Annotated in this window: 11 protein-coding genes and 1 pseudogene; 9 read left to right on the plus strand and 3 right to left on the minus strand. The window is 34.5% G+C overall.

What is annotated here, in order from left to right:
- The first annotated feature begins 32 nt into the window (after window positions 1-32).
- From WMO14_RS06620 to WMO14_RS06650, 7 genes are all read left to right on the plus strand, one after another.
- The gene (locus WMO14_RS06620) at window positions 33-2,759 is read left to right on the plus strand and encodes a hypothetical protein (RefSeq protein WP_349153528.1); all 2,727 of its coding nucleotides are present in this window, start codon (window positions 33-35) and stop codon (window positions 2,757-2,759) included.
- A 12-nt stretch (window positions 2,760-2,771) separates the two neighbouring features.
- Window positions 2,772-3,122 carry a hypothetical protein gene (locus WMO14_RS06625; protein ID WP_349153529.1) on the plus strand — a complete coding sequence of 117 codons (351 nt, stop codon included), beginning with the start codon at window positions 2,772-2,774 and terminating at the stop codon, window positions 3,120-3,122.
- A 14-nt stretch (window positions 3,123-3,136) separates the two neighbouring features.
- Window positions 3,137-3,538 carry a hypothetical protein gene (locus WMO14_RS06630; protein WP_349153530.1) on the plus strand — a complete coding sequence of 134 codons (402 nt, stop codon included), beginning with the start codon at window positions 3,137-3,139 and terminating at the stop codon, window positions 3,536-3,538.
- Between the two features lie 4 nt (window positions 3,539-3,542).
- Window positions 3,543-7,034 (plus strand): hypothetical protein, encoded by a 3,492-nt coding sequence (locus WMO14_RS06635; protein WP_349153531.1) that lies wholly within the window; start codon window positions 3,543-3,545, stop codon window positions 7,032-7,034.
- Window positions 7,035-7,064: 30 nt separating this feature from the next.
- Window positions 7,065-7,298 carry a hypothetical protein gene (locus tag WMO14_RS06640; RefSeq protein WP_116443919.1) on the plus strand — a complete coding sequence of 78 codons (234 nt, stop codon included), beginning with the start codon at window positions 7,065-7,067 and terminating at the stop codon, window positions 7,296-7,298.
- A 75-nt stretch (window positions 7,299-7,373) separates the two neighbouring features.
- Window positions 7,374-7,844: a phage holin family protein gene (locus tag WMO14_RS06645; protein ID WP_116443918.1), complete on the plus strand. Its 471-nt coding sequence runs from the start codon at window positions 7,374-7,376 to the stop codon at window positions 7,842-7,844.
- A gap of 2 nt (window positions 7,845-7,846) precedes the next feature.
- Window positions 7,847-8,953 (plus strand): GH25 family lysozyme, encoded by a 1,107-nt coding sequence (locus WMO14_RS06650; protein ID WP_349153532.1) that lies wholly within the window; start codon window positions 7,847-7,849, stop codon window positions 8,951-8,953.
- Window positions 8,954-9,003: 50 nt separating this feature from the next.
- Here WMO14_RS06650 and WMO14_RS06655 read toward each other — a convergent pair.
- The 3 genes and pseudogenes from WMO14_RS06655 to WMO14_RS06665 all read right to left on the minus strand — a co-directional run.
- Window positions 9,004-9,126, minus strand: a pseudogene (locus WMO14_RS06655) (manganese catalase family protein); the annotation flags it as partial.
- Between the two features lies 1 nt (window position 9,127).
- The gene (locus WMO14_RS06660) at window positions 9,128-9,565 is read right to left on the minus strand and encodes a spore coat protein CotJB (protein WP_055306763.1); all 438 of its coding nucleotides are present in this window, start codon (window positions 9,563-9,565) and stop codon (window positions 9,128-9,130) included.
- A complete protein-coding gene (locus tag WMO14_RS06665; protein WP_349153533.1) occupies window positions 9,562-9,705 on the minus strand; it encodes a spore coat associated protein CotJA in 144 nt (47 codons plus the stop codon). The genes WMO14_RS06660 and WMO14_RS06665 overlap by 4 nt, the downstream gene beginning before the upstream one ends.
- A 468-nt stretch (window positions 9,706-10,173) precedes the next feature.
- On the opposite strand from WMO14_RS06665, the gene cas12a reads away from it, so the two are divergent.
- Window positions 10,174-14,088, plus strand: coding sequence for a type V CRISPR-associated protein Cas12a/Cpf1 (cas12a, locus tag WMO14_RS06670; RefSeq protein ID WP_055176369.1), 3,915 nt, complete (start codon window positions 10,174-10,176; stop codon window positions 14,086-14,088).
- The gene (gene cas4 / locus WMO14_RS06675; protein WP_055176366.1) at window positions 14,089-14,655 is read left to right on the plus strand and encodes a type V CRISPR-associated protein Cas4; all 567 of its coding nucleotides are present in this window, start codon (window positions 14,089-14,091) and stop codon (window positions 14,653-14,655) included. It abuts the gene before it with no gap.

A 14,655-nucleotide genomic window follows, 5' to 3' on the forward strand; every position in this document is an offset into this window, starting at 1 on the left:
CAGTCTTTTTTTCGTGCCGGAAAGGAGGGGGAATGTCAGATACAGCAGGACAGATAGCTCTGGAGCTTGGTATAGATAGTTCACAGATAATTAACCAGCTTACAGGAGCTTCCAATAAGGCGGCTAAGCAGGCTACAAGCATATTTAGTGGTTTTGGAAAGAAGATAGCCGCAGGATTAAGCATAGCGGCAGTTACTAAGTTCACGAAAGACTGTATAGAAGTTGGTTCAAATGTCACAGAAGTGCAGAATGTAGTTGATACAGCATTTAAGGACTTAAGCTGGCAGGCAGACCAGTGGGCTTCCAATGCTATGACTAACTTCGGCTTATCGGAATTGTCGGCTAAGAAGTATATGGGCGTATTTGGCCAGATGAGTAATGCTATGGGTATTACAGGTAAGGCGGCGCTTGATATGGCTGAAAATGTCACAGGATTAACCGGTGATGTTGCATCATTTTATAATCTTGGGACAGATGAGGCATATACAAAGCTTAAGTCTATATGGACTGGTGAGACTGAAACACTCAAGGACTTGGGCGTGATTATGACTCAGACTAACTTAGACCAGTATGCACTTAATAATGGCTTCGGTAAAACTACAGCCAAGATGACAGAGCAGGAAAAAGTAATGCTGCGTTATCAGTATGTTACAAGTGCTTTGTCCAATGCCACAGGAGACTTTGTTAAAACACAGGACTCCTGGGCGAACCAGACAAGAATACTTACATTAAGGTTTCAGCAGTTAAAGGCTAGTCTTGGTAAAGGCTTCATAGCATTGTTTACACCTATTCTGCGTGGATTTAATAGTCTGCTTGCAGGATTGCAGAAAGTGGCAGATGGATTTGCCAGTTTCGTGCAGATGCTTACAGGTGCCGATATATCATCCTCTATGGGAAGTATAAGTGCTGATATAGCAGGCATAGGAGATGATGCTGGAGGTGTTGCAGATAATGTAAGTGGAATAGGAGATGCAGCTAAGAAGACAGCAAAGGATATTGAGAAGTCCCTTGCAGGCTTTGACCAGATAAATAAGCTGACAGAGCCAACAGATGATAGCAGTTTGTCTGGTTCATCAGGTACTGGCACAGCATCGGGTTCAGTATCCGGAATGGGTACTAATGTATCTAATGAAATTGGAAAAGCGGGAGATGAACTTAACAAGTTCAAGCGGATAATAGAAGATATTGCTGCAACATTCAAGGAAGGCTTTAAAAAAGGTTTAGGTACTGACTTTGAGAAAAGCATCAAGAGACAGCGAAAACTGCTTTTAAGCATTAAAGATAGTCTTATAGATATATTTACAGATAGAAATGTAGTTGCTTCTGCGAAGAATTACTTTGACAGCATAGTAATGAATGCGGGTAGAATAACAGGCTCTTTTGTAAATATTGGTGCTTCAATAAGTGAGAATCTGTTAGGTGGAATAGATAAATATTTATCAGCTAATAAGGATTTTATTAAGATAAGATTATCTGAAATGTTTGATGCAAGGGCTGTATTGTGGAATAAGATTGGTGATTTTTCAGAGTTCCTTTCACAAATATCTGAAATATTCAGAGGCGATGCAGCACAGGGAATATCTGCTGATTTGATAGCAATTTTTGTTAATCCATTTATCACAATAGTGTCCCTGTGTAACCAATTCGTGGCAGATTTGATTTCAACGCTTGTAGACCCGATTGTCGAAAATACGGATAAAATCAAGCTGGCATTTGAATCAACGCTGGAACCTATTAGGAATGTATTAGATGAGATAACGGCTGTAATTGAAGAAACCTGTAATAAAGCTGTACAGATGTATGATGAGCATATCTCACCATTATTTGACACTGTAAAAACAGGTCTTAGCGATACATTTGGCAAGCTGTTAGATGTATATAATACATATTTTGTTCCGGTACTTAACAACATAGCTGACAAACTAAAAGAAATATGGGGCTCACACATTGAACCTTTGATGACAAAGATAATTGACATTATAGGTCATGTTGCAGATGTTATTAAAGTATTGTGGGAGAATATATTGAAACCGGTTATTGACTGGATTGTAGAAAATGTTATCCCTAAATTAGCACCAGTAATGGACTGGATATCAGATATTGCAACGGAAAAGTTTGGAAATGTAATAGATATTATCAAGGATGTATTATCAGTCTTTGATGATGTATTGGTATTCGTGAAAGATGTCTTTAGTGGAAACTGGTCGGATGCGTGGAATGATATTGTTAATACATTTAGCGATATATTCTCAACAATAGGCGATATTGCAAAGGGTCCTATTAATATGGTGATTGGACTTATAAATGGTATGCTTGACGGATTAGAAAGTGGAATTAACTGGATGGTTCGTAAGGTAAATAGTTTGAGTTTTGATGTGCCTGACTGGGTACCTGTTATAGGTGGTGACCATTTCGGGTTTGATTTACCGGAAGTTGGGTTTGGTAATGTTCCATATCTTGCAGAAGGTGGATATGTAAAACCAAATACTCCACAGCTTGCAATGATAGGTGATAACAGACACCAGGGCGAAGTTGTAGCTCCAGAGGATAAGCTTATTGATATGGCACAGAAGGCAGCAGCTATGGCATCAAGTGCTGAATTGTTGTCTGAGGCTATAAGTATTCTTAAGCAGATACTTAAAGTGTTGGAAACATTAGATCTTGATATACAGCTAGATGGAAAGAGCCTTAAGAAGTATGTAGTTGATAAGATTAACGAGCATACAAAGCAGACAGGAAAATGTGAGATTATACATTAAGGATGTGATGAATTGATACTAAGATGTGACAATCAGGAGCTTCCGGCTCCTGTGTCCATCAAAGTGGATGATGAGATTATATGGTCTTCTTCAACAGGACGAGCACTTGACGGAACAATGTTAGGTGATGTAGTTGCTGAAAAGAAGACCTTATCTATATCCTGGGGAGTTCTTCAGGAAGATGAGCTGATTCTTATTAAGAGTAAGCTTGTTGCCGGATTCTTCCCAATAACATTTCATGATGATGGACAGGATATAACAATAACAAGTTACAGAGGTACACTAAGCAAGGAAGTAATTGGGGAGCTTGATGATGGTATTTTCTATTACAGAAGTGCAAGTGTGTCTATTATTCAACAATAAAGGAGATTTATAATATGAAATTTACAATCAAACAGATTGACAGATGTGCAGCAGAATTACAGAAGTTACAGAATTCAAAGAGACATTGGCCAGTTAAGGTTAATTATGCAATTGCTAAAAATCTTAAAGCATTATTGGCAGAATTAGAGGTATATAACGCTGAAAGAACACGAGTATTAAAGGAAAATGCTTTAAAGGATGAAAATGGGAATGCAGTCGTAGAAGATGGCTCTTACAAGTTTGCAGAAGATAAGGAGCAGGAGGTAATTAAAGAAATTGATGATATGTATAACATTGAAACAGAACTTGATGTGTATATGATTAAGCTGGAAGATGTTAATGAGTGCGATTCAGAAGGATATGACGGAACTACATTAGAAGATATTACTGCAATAGAGTTTATGATACAGGAGTAAGTGTATGTATAACAATGTAACGGAAGCTTTTAAAGAAACAATAAGAAGTCCATCGAGGACTTTTGAAGCCAGATTAAGAATTAATGGAAAATGGTATAATTCCCGATTTAAAAAATTGGGCTATGAGACGTCCAGCACAGCAGATGAAGCATTACAGCTAGGGTCGGCGGTATCTGCTAAGATAGAGATTACTCTTAAGAAGATAGATGAATTATTTGAAAACACAGAGATACCAGTAGAGATAGGTTTAAAGCTGCCAAGTGGAAAGTATGAATATATTCCACTTGGCTTTTTTACAGCAGAGCACCCACAAAGTGATCAGGCAACAACGACATTTACAGCATATGACAGAATGATGAAGACTACAGGGCTGTATATATCTAATCTGACATATCCAGCAAGTGCTGCTTCGGTTTTAAGTGAGATAAGTACAAGCTGTGGTGTTCCAGCAGACGTAAGTGGTCTGGATTACATAATGATACAGACTAAACCAGTTGGATATACATACAGAGAGGTGATAGGCTATATAGCTGGATTAGCTGGTGGATTTGCATGTGTGGACAGAGCCGGAACTATTGTTATTAAGTGGTATAAAGAATGTGAGTATTCTATAGATAAAACAAGAATTATGTCGTTTGAGCATAATGAAAGCAACTTTCATCTAGACTATGTTAACTGTAATGTGGATAGCCAGACTGAATTAACGCAGGGCGGTGGACAACTGGGAATAACCTTTTCCAACCCATTTATGACGTCAGACAGATTAAGTTATATATATCAGAGCATTAAAGGATTTACTTATAGAGGAGCTTCGTTAAAGACACTTGGAGATATACGCCTGGATCCGTGGGATATCATAACTGTCAATGATGGTACTGGTGAATATAAAATGCCGGTTATGAATTTGGTACAGGAATATGATGGCGGTATGGCTATGACTGTTACATCTTATGGGAAGACGGAAACTGAGACTGAAACAGATTTTAAAGGTCCGACAACACAGCAGAACGAAAGAATATATTCTGATTTGATATTAGCAAAGGAATTAATAGCAAAGAAGGTTGATGCCGACTGGGTTAAGGCTAATACAGTTACGGCAGAAAAAATCACCGCTGTAAATGCAGAGATAATTGATATAAAGACTAATTATCTAAAAGCCGAGGATGCAGATTTGAAGTATGCTAACATAAAGCTTAGTAATATCGAGGCCGGCTCTATAAAGACAGCAATGATAGACAAAGGCGCGGTTGGTACAGCTCAGATTGCAGACGGAAGCATAACAGATGCAAAGATAGTAGATTTAACTGCTAATAAAATAACAAGTGGAACTATAGATGCCGCTAACATCGAGGTAATCAATCTTAAGGCTGCCAATATCACGGTAGGAACAATTAATGGTAAGCAGATAGCTGAAGGAGCAATAGATACATCTAAGTTTGGAACAGATGTCACAGACTGGATGAATACAACAGACAAAGATATAGAAAATGCAGCACAAAAGGCGGATACAGCTAATACAAATGCGGCGGGTGCATTAAGCGCGGCGGAAGCGGCTAAAATTTTATCAGCGGCGGCTTCTAAGACCGCGGAAGGAGCACAGCTTACAGCAGATGGCAAGAATACAGTATTTTATCAGACAACAGCACCATTGGCGGAGAATAGAAAAACTAATGATATATGGTTTAATACAGCAGATTCAAATAAGATGTATTACTTTAATGGTACAGGCTGGGTATTACGTCAATTTGGAACAAATGCCATTGCGAATGCCTCTATAACCAATGCCTTAATAGCAGATGCAACAATACAGAATGCCAAGATTGCCAATATAGATGCAGGAAAGATTACAAGTGGATATATATCTGCTGACAGATTGGCAGCGGGCTCAGTTACAATAGGGAAATTAGATTCCACTACGCAGAATGATATAGCCTCCGCCAAGAAAAGATATCAGATAACTGTAGATTTAAGAGATGCAAAATATAACACGGATACATATTATCCAGTATTAATAAGTCCCTCTATACCATATAACGGTTTACATAACTATGAATGTAATGTTCAGCTTAATAGCGGTTCTAAACCTGTATGGTCTACGCATAATCAAGGTTTTACTTGCAATCTTATTTTAAGAGTATTAGCAGGTGGCTGGGGAACAACGGATGCCGCTGGCTATTTAGAGGAGAATAATTATCGTTTTTGTAATAAAATGCCTGCGTTTGTAGGGCAGGTACAACAACATAGCCAGATATACTTTATGTTGCGTGGTGGGGCACGATATTACATTTATACACCTAATAAAAGTGACGTAACAATATATACTGTTAAAACTAATATAGCAAGAAATACGTCATATACAGTGTATCTTGAACCTACCCAATCGCCAAAGAATGATTATGCGGAGGCTAAAGGATCTACAATTGCAAGCTGGTGTGCTGCAAATAATAAGACCCTTATTAATGGTGGAAAGATATATACAGGCAGTGTTACGGCAACACAGATATCGGTCAATGCAATAACAACAGAAAAGATAGCGGCAAATGCAGTTAATGCAGATAAAATAGCAGCAAGTGCTATAACTTCGGCAAAAATAGCCGCAAATGCAGTAACCTCGGATAAGATTGTTGCCAATGCAGTTACAGCCGCAAAGATAGCTTCCAAGACAATAACAGCTAATCAGATAGCTGCTAATTCAGTTACAGCCGCAGAGTTAAGTGTATCTACATTGTCTGCAATATCCGCAAACCTGGGAACAGTTACAGCCGGAGTGCTTAAAAGTACCAATTATGTTGCTAATAGTACAGGAAGTACATTTAATCTGAATAATGGTTATTTGGAAATAAATAATGGAAGTGTAAATTTAAAAAATTCGGTTGCATCAACAAAAATAAATGCATCTGGTTTTATAACTTCTCAATTTTTAGGGCATACGTTAGACTGCACAGGAACCATTTTTAATGGAGTTACAATATATAAAACAAATAATAAAAGTGACTATAAAATAATGCTTGGTAATGAGGCAATTTCGATATTTAAAGAAGAATCTGAAATTATTTCAGGAAAAAATGGTGCCAAATATTATAAAGATGGATTTGATTATTATAGAAATAGTAAATTAGTTACAAGAGCAGGATTTGAGGACAATGGCGGCGCTTTCTGGTTAGCTAATAGCCAAGGTGCTAATACAATTGGTTTGATAGGAAGTCAAGGTTTAATCTATGGTAGAAAAATAAGTGCTGATTATGGGATTCCGTTTGTTCAATGGGGAACTAACTGGAATTTTGGTAGTGGATCCTGGAAAGAATATATTATTACATTTCAAAAATCATATGCTGCACCACCATTAATTTCAGTTATGCCTACGACATTATTCTCTAATGAAAATATTTGTTTGACTGAAGTTACAGAAACTTATTTTAAGTATTCGGTGTATGAACCAACAACATCATTTGCATATGGAACCAGATGGATGGCAATAGGTGTTAATAATGGATAAAATCCACAGAAGTGGTAGAAAGAGGTAAAAATGTTAAATGTAAACAAATCTATAACATTAAATGGAACAAGCAGTGTAGAGGAGAATGGTGCAGTTACAGATATTATGTATATGAATGCTACAATCTCCGCCAATGGAGGGTTGTCTATAAATCGTAACATAGCTAATGCCCAGGCATATATAGCAAATAAGGCAACATATACGAAAGATGTAACGGAATTTGAAAATAAATTAAATGAGCTGGTAACAGAATTTAGTAAATAAAGGAGAGTAATAGAGATGATTAGAGCACCCAATAAGTAAAATTAAAGTAAATATATATAAATCAGGAGGAAACAAATGGAAAGAGCAAAAACAATTATAGTGGCAATATGGAGCATAATAATGAGTGCGTTAGGTATACTGGCAATACCAGTTATGTTATTGATAACCTGCAATGTAATAGATTATATAACAGGTCTTATAGCATCTAAATTTAGAAATCAGGAAATAGACAGCTATAAAGGAATAAGAGGCATAGCAAAGAAAATATGTATGTGGCTTTTAGTAGGAGTTGGTGTAATAGTTGACCAGCTCCTTTCTTATTCAGCGGATGTTGTTGGAATAACATTGCCATTTACATTTTTAGTTGCTTGCATAGTGGCAATATGGCTGATTTGCAATGAAATTATATCTATATTAGAAAACATCAATGATATAGGTGTTACACTTCCACCATTTTTACAGCCTATTGTAAGCAATCTTAAGAGTCAGGTGGAAAAGAAAGCAGAATTAGAAAATATTAAAGATAAAAATGAAAGCGAGGAATAGTTATGAAAAGAGGAATAGACATAAGCAGATATCAGGGAAATCTTGATTTTGATTACATTAAGGAGAATTTTGATTTTGTTATAATCCGTTGTGCCTATGGCAGTGACTTAAGCGAGGATGACAGCGAGTGCAGACAGTGTGATTCTATGGCACAGACATATATAGATGAATGCAAGAAGAGAGGTATTCCGTATGGACTTTATCTATATCAGTATGCTGGCAACAATGATGAATCGTTAAGCGAAGCTGCACATATCAGGGAATGGTATAATAAATGTAATCCAACAATGGGATTGTATCTTGATATCGAGGATGCAGACCGATACAAGGCTGAAAATGGCATTGATTATCATTATACACAGGAGCTTGCACTTGTATGGCTTGATGCATTATCAGACATAACTGCAAAGGGTATCTATGCAAGCCATAGTTGGTTAAATGATTATATGAACGTAGATGAACTTATAGAACACGGTGCTCTTATCTGGGAAGCTCATTGGGATGATAATGGTGAGATCTGTGAAGATAAATTTGCTATGTCCCAGGAGACTAGTGACTATTATTTAAACGATGGTACAAGAGTAGATTATGACATTATGCGTGACGAGTTATTTGACAGACTTATACAGGCTAATGAGTATGATCACAGGAATGATAATTTTGATTCAGATGATAATATCAGTGCTGATGAGACAGATACAGAGCATTTACAGTATCAGATAGGAGATTATGTTGAGTATAATGCAATATATGCTTCATCAACATCAGAATCAGGACTTACACCATCACAGGGATTTAATAGTGGAACAATCACAAGGGTTATTCCTTGGGCGGCCAATCCTTACTTAATCAATGATGGAACAGGTTGGGTCAACGATGGTTGTATTATATCAAGCGACAATTCGAATGTTGAAGGCTGTGATAATACAGATATAAAAGTTGGCGATAAAGTAAGAGTTATTCTTAATGTCGATTATGACACTGACCGAGCATTTAACCTTTACTATGATGAATATGATGTTATTCAGATTAATGGTGATCGAGCAGTAATTGGTATTGGCAATACAGTAACAAGTGCAATAGATGTACATAATATCGAAAGAATATAATGCTATTGTATATTTAAAAACACTATGATAATATACCTATATAAATAAGAAGGGAAACTGTATACCTTATTGAAGTATGGTCCACCATATTGACTGATTATCATAGCCGCCAGAGTAGGGTTCGTCTGTTTTATTTTAATAGGGTATTCAAGTCGTTTTTCATAATTCCACATATCAGCAGCCCTCCATTTCCCAAGGCATTGGAGTTGCTACCCACATCCAGTAATTGTCGTTGGAAATGTGTAATTTATCGAGAGGTCCATAATAATCTGCGTACTGTGTCATATAATCGCAGTATTTATCTTTAATCTGTGCATAATATTCAATTGCTTCAAGGTCATCGGGGTGAGTATCAAGGTAGAGATTGACTTCTGTTAGTACAAATCCCAGTTCATAAATATTCTGCATAAGCCCACGTTTGTCGGCTGTTAAAGTACAACTGGACTGTCGGGTTGGAGTGAGGGTACTGTTGGAATTGCCGCTGTTGCACAGATTGTTATTGTAATTGCGGTTGTTATTGCAGCTATTATTAGAATAGCCATTATTGCAATTCTGCTGGCAATTGCAGGAAGACCTCTGGTTCATAGATGGCTGGTTAGTCATATTATTCATACTCTGCCTCCTGTAAAAGGTTTGGATAATACAGGAAATAATGTTCCACATTTAAGGGCTTTGCAAGGGTCATACAAATCTCCCCATTTCTGCCACGGTACATAACACATAGCAATCGCCCACGTATTCTGCGTTCTCATAATCGAAAAAACTCCATATATTAAATTTACTAATATTATATGTATGAAATGACTTGATGACACTGTGCAGAGTTGATTATGATTATCTGGAATTAATATATGTTGAAGATTATATTAAAATTGACATATAGTGTGTAATTAAATATAATCTCATTAAAGCCTAATCACAAATATAAAGATGGATACTGACATAATAAATATATTGTCAGGTTTTGCTTTAAATAGATACATTAGTTGTAAGATGCTAAGTGCTTTGAATAATTTCTACTGAAATATACAGATTGTAGATTAAATAGGTTAGGTTATTAAATAACACGAAAGTGTTATTTTTTTGCAAGTTATTAAAATGATATTAACACCTATTTACAAAAAAGTATAAACGATGTTATATTATCATTAAATATAAAAATACTGACAAGAATGATATATTAATTGATATAAATAGATGGAGATGATGGAGGTATGATAATGAATAATGTAACAGGTGATTTCAGTGAATTTGTAGCAATATCGAAGGTTCAAAAGACATTAAGAAATGAGCTGAGACCAACACCATTAACGATGAAACATATTAAGCAGAAGGGAATTATCACGGAAGATGAATACAAAACACAGCAAAGTCTGGAGTTGAAGCGGATAGCTGATGGATATTATAGAGATTATATTACACATAAGTTGAATGATACCAATAATCTGGATTTTAGGAATCTGTTTGAAGCAATAGAAGAAAAATATAAGAAAAATGATAAAGACAACAGAGATAAGCTGGATTTGGTGGAAAAATCAAAGCGAGGAGAGATAGCTAAACTGTTATCAGCAGATGATAATTTTAAATCAATGTTTGAAGCTAAATTGATAACACAGCTTCTTCCTGTTTATGTAGAACAGAATTATATCGGTGAAGATAAGGAGAAAGCACTTGAAACAATTGCGCTTTTTAAAGGCTTTACTACATATTTTACTGATTATTTTAATATAAGAAAAAATATGTTTAAAGAAAATGGAGGAGCATCATCTATATGCTATAGGATTGTTAATGTTAATGCTTCGATATTTTACGATAATTTGAAGACATTTATGTGTATAAAGGAAAAAGCCGAAACCGAAATTGCGCTAATTGAAGAAGAATTAACAGAGTTGCTTGATAGCTGGAGATTAGAGCATATTTTTTCTGAGGATTATTATAATGAGCTACTTGCGCAGAAGGGCATAGATTATTACAATCAGATATGTGGGGATGTCAACAAACATATGAATTTGTACTGCCAGCAGAATAAGCTTAAAGCTAATGTATTTAAGATGACGAAGCTTCAAAAACAGATAATGGGTATATCAGAAAAGGCATTTGAAATTCCTCCAATGTATCAGAATGATGAAGAAGTATATGCTGCATTTAATGGATTTATTAGCAGGCTTGAAGAAGTTAAGCTGATAGACAGGCTTGGAAATGTTTTGCAGAATAGTAATATATATGATACAGCAAAGATTTATATTAATGCAAGATGTTATACGAATGTGTCAAGTTATGTGTATGGCGGTTGGGGTGTGATAGAATCAGCTATAGAAAGATATTGGTATAATACAATAGCGGGAAAAGGTCAAAGCAAGGCTAAGAAAATTGAAAAGGCTAAGAAAGACAATAAATTTATGAGTGTTAAAGAACTGGACAGTATTGTATCAGATTATGAGCCAGATTATTTTAATGCTTCTAATATGGATGATGATAATTCGGGCAGGGCGTTTAGCGGACATGGAGTGCTTGGATATTTTAATAAAATGTCAAAATTATTAGCCAATATGAGTCTGCATACAATAACTTATGATTCAGGTGATAGTCTTATAGAGAATAAGGAAACTGCACTTAATATAAAGAAAGATCTTGATGATATAATGTCGATATATCATTGGCTGCAGACATTTATCATAGATGAGGTTGTGGAAAAAGATAACGCATTTTATGCTGAGCTTGAAGATATATATTATGAATTGGAAAATGTAGTGACACTTTATGACAGAATTCGTAATTATGTCACCAGGAAGCCTTACAGTACACAGAAGTTTAAGCTTAATTTTGCTTCACCAACACTTGCCAGTGGCTGGTCAAGGAGTAAGGAATTTGATAATAATGCAATAATATTGCTTAGGAACAACAAATATTATATAGCGATATTTAATGTGAATAATAAGCCTGATAAACAGATAATAAAAGGTAGTGAAGAGCAGCGATTATCGACAGATTATAAAAAAATGGTATATAATCTCCTGCCGGGTCCTAATAAAATGCTTCCATGGGTATTTATTAAATCGAATACAGGAAAAAGAGATTATAACCCATCATCATATATATTAGAAGGATATGAGAAGAACAGGCATATCAAATCAAGTGGTAATTTTGATATTAATTACTGCCACGATTTAATAGATTATTATAAAGCGTGTATAAATAAACATCCTGAATGGAAGAATTATGGATTCAAATTCAAGGAAACTACTCAATATAATGATATAGGCCAGTTCTATAAAGATGTTGAGAAGCAAGGATACTCAATTTCGTGGGCATATATAAGTGAAGCAGATATTAACAGGCTTGATGAGGAAGGAAAAATATATCTATTTGAGATATATAATAAAGATTTATCATCGCATAGTACAGGAAAAGACAATCTTCATACAATGTATCTAAAGAACATATTTAGTGAGGATAACCTTAAGAATATCTGCATTGAATTAAATGGTAATGCTGAGCTTTTCTATCGTAAATCGAGTATGAAAAGAAATATAACTCATAAGAAAGATACAGTTCTTGTTAATAAGACATATATTAATGAAGCTGGAGTAAGGGTATCTTTAACTGATGAGGATTATATAAAAGTTTATAATTATTATAATAATGATTATGTTATTGATGTAGAAAAAGATAAAAAACTTGTTGAAATACTTGAAAGAATCGGACATCGTAAGAACCCAATAGATATTATTAAAGATAAGAGATATACAGAAGATAAATATTTCCTTCATTTTCCAATAACAATTAATTATGGAGTAGATGACGAAAATATTAATGCTAAGATGATTGAATACATAGCTAAGCATAATAATATGAATGTTATTGGAATAGATCGTGGCGAGAGAAATCTTATATACATTTCTGTCATTAATAATAAAGGAAATATTATAGAACAGAAATCATTTAATCTTGTCAATAATTATGACTATAAGAATAAACTTAAAAATATGGAAAAGACAAGAGATAATGCAAGAAAGAACTGGCAGGAAATTGGTAAGATTAAAGATGTTAAAAATGGTTATCTGTCAGGTGTTATATCTAAGATAGCAAGAATGGTAGTAGATTATAATGCGATAATTGTAATGGAAGATTTAAATAGAGGATTTAAGAGAGGAAGATTTAAGGTTGAACGTCAAGTGTATCAGAAATTTGAAAATATGCTGATTAGCAAGCTTAATTATCTTGTGTTTAAAGAAAAAAAGGCTGATGAGAATGGAGGAATATTAAAGGGATACCAGCTTACATATCTTCCTAAGAGTGCATTGCAGATAGGAAAGCAGTGCGGCTGTATATTCTATGTGCCGGCAGCTTATACATCAAAGATAGACCCAGCTACAGGATTCATTAATATATTTGACTTTAAGAAATATTCGGGAAGTGCTATTAACGCTAAAGTTAAGGATAAAAAAGAATTTCTTATGAGTATGAATTCAATCAGATATGTTAATGAAGGTTCTGCGGAATATGAAAAAATCGGACATAGACAACTATTTGCTTTCTCTTTTGATTATAATAACTTTAAAACTTATAATGTAAGTATTCCAGTAAATGAATGGACGACCTATACATATGGAGAAAGAATTAAGAAATTATATAAAGATGGCAGATGGTCAGGTTCAGAAGTGTTAAATCTTACCGAAGATTTAATTGAGCTTATGGAACAATACGGTATTGAATATAAAGATGGACACGATATAAGGGAAGATATATCACATATGGATGAAATGCGAAATGCTGATTTTATATGTAACTTGTTTGAAAAATTCAAGTATACAGTTCAGCTAAGGAATAGTAAGAGTGAAGCAGAAGGCGATGATTATGACAGGCTTGTATCGCCAGTCTTAAATTCGCATAATGGATTTTTTGATTCATCTGATTATAAAGAAAATGAAAAATCAGATGATATTATTGATGATAAACAAATAATGCCAAAAGATGCAGATGCTAATGGAGCATATTGTATTGCATTAAAAGGACTATATGAGATTAATAAAATTAAAGAAAATTGGAGTGATGATAAGAAGTTAAAAGAAAGCGAATTGTATATAGGTGTTACTGAATGGCTTGATTATATTCAGAATAGAAGGTTTGAGTAGATGGAAGATTTGATATTAATTTCTAATCTCAATGATTTTATATTTTGTCCGGTTTCCATATATTTTCATAAATTATATGGAAATCAGGACAATTTGACATATCAATCACAGTATCAGATTAATGGTACGAAGGCACACGAGAAAGTAGATAATAAAAAATATTCTACGAGAAAAAGCGTAAAAATGGCATTAGATGTGTATTCAGATGAATATAAGATTGTTGGGAAAATAGATTTGTATGATGAAATTAGTAAGACACTTATAGAACGGAAAAAGTTTGTTAAGAAAATATATGACGGATATATTTTTCAATTATATGCCCAATATTATGCAATGACAGAGATGGGGTATGAGATTAATCATTTAGAAGTAAGAAGTCTTGATGATAATAAAAAATATAAAATTGCACTTCCAGATGATGATGTGGCAATGAAAAATAAATTTAAACAATTAATTAACCAGATTAGGTTATTTGATATGGATAAATTTGAGCAGACTAATAAAGAAAAATGTAGTAAATGTATATATGAGCAGGCGTGTGATAAGTCATTAATTAAAGAGGAATAA

It is taken from the genome of Lachnospira rogosae (ex Hitch et al. 2025) (assembly GCF_040096455.1).
In the GTDB taxonomy this organism is placed as follows: Bacteria; Bacillota; Clostridia; order Lachnospirales; family Lachnospiraceae; genus Lachnospira; species Lachnospira rogosae.

Bases quoted from the DNA above. Each gene is read 5' to 3' on its own strand.
- WMO14_RS06635 (WP_349153531.1), top strand. From the start codon at position 3,543: ATGTATAACAATGTAACGGAAGCTTTTAAAGAAACAATAAGAAGTCCA.
- WMO14_RS06640 (WP_116443919.1), top strand. From the start codon at position 7,065: ATGTTAAATGTAAACAAATCTATAACATTAAATGGAACAAGCAGTGTA.
- WMO14_RS06650 (WP_349153532.1), top strand. From the start codon at position 7,847: ATGAAAAGAGGAATAGACATAAGCAGATATCAGGGAAATCTTGATTTT.
- WMO14_RS06660 (WP_055306763.1), bottom strand. From the start codon at position 9,565: ATGAATAATATGACTAACCAGCCATCTATGAACCAGAGGTCTTCCTGC.
- WMO14_RS06630 (WP_349153530.1), top strand. From the start codon at position 3,137: ATGAAATTTACAATCAAACAGATTGACAGATGTGCAGCAGAATTACAG.
- WMO14_RS06645 (WP_116443918.1), top strand. From the start codon at position 7,374: ATGGAAAGAGCAAAAACAATTATAGTGGCAATATGGAGCATAATAATG.
- WMO14_RS06620 (WP_349153528.1), top strand. From the start codon at position 33: ATGTCAGATACAGCAGGACAGATAGCTCTGGAGCTTGGTATAGATAGT.
- cas4 (WP_055176366.1), top strand. From the start codon at position 14,089: ATGGAAGATTTGATATTAATTTCTAATCTCAATGATTTTATATTTTGT.
- cas12a (WP_055176369.1), top strand. From the start codon at position 10,174: ATGAATAATGTAACAGGTGATTTCAGTGAATTTGTAGCAATATCGAAG.
- WMO14_RS06665 (WP_349153533.1), bottom strand. From the start codon at position 9,705: ATGAGAACGCAGAATACGTGGGCGATTGCTATGTGTTATGTACCGTGG.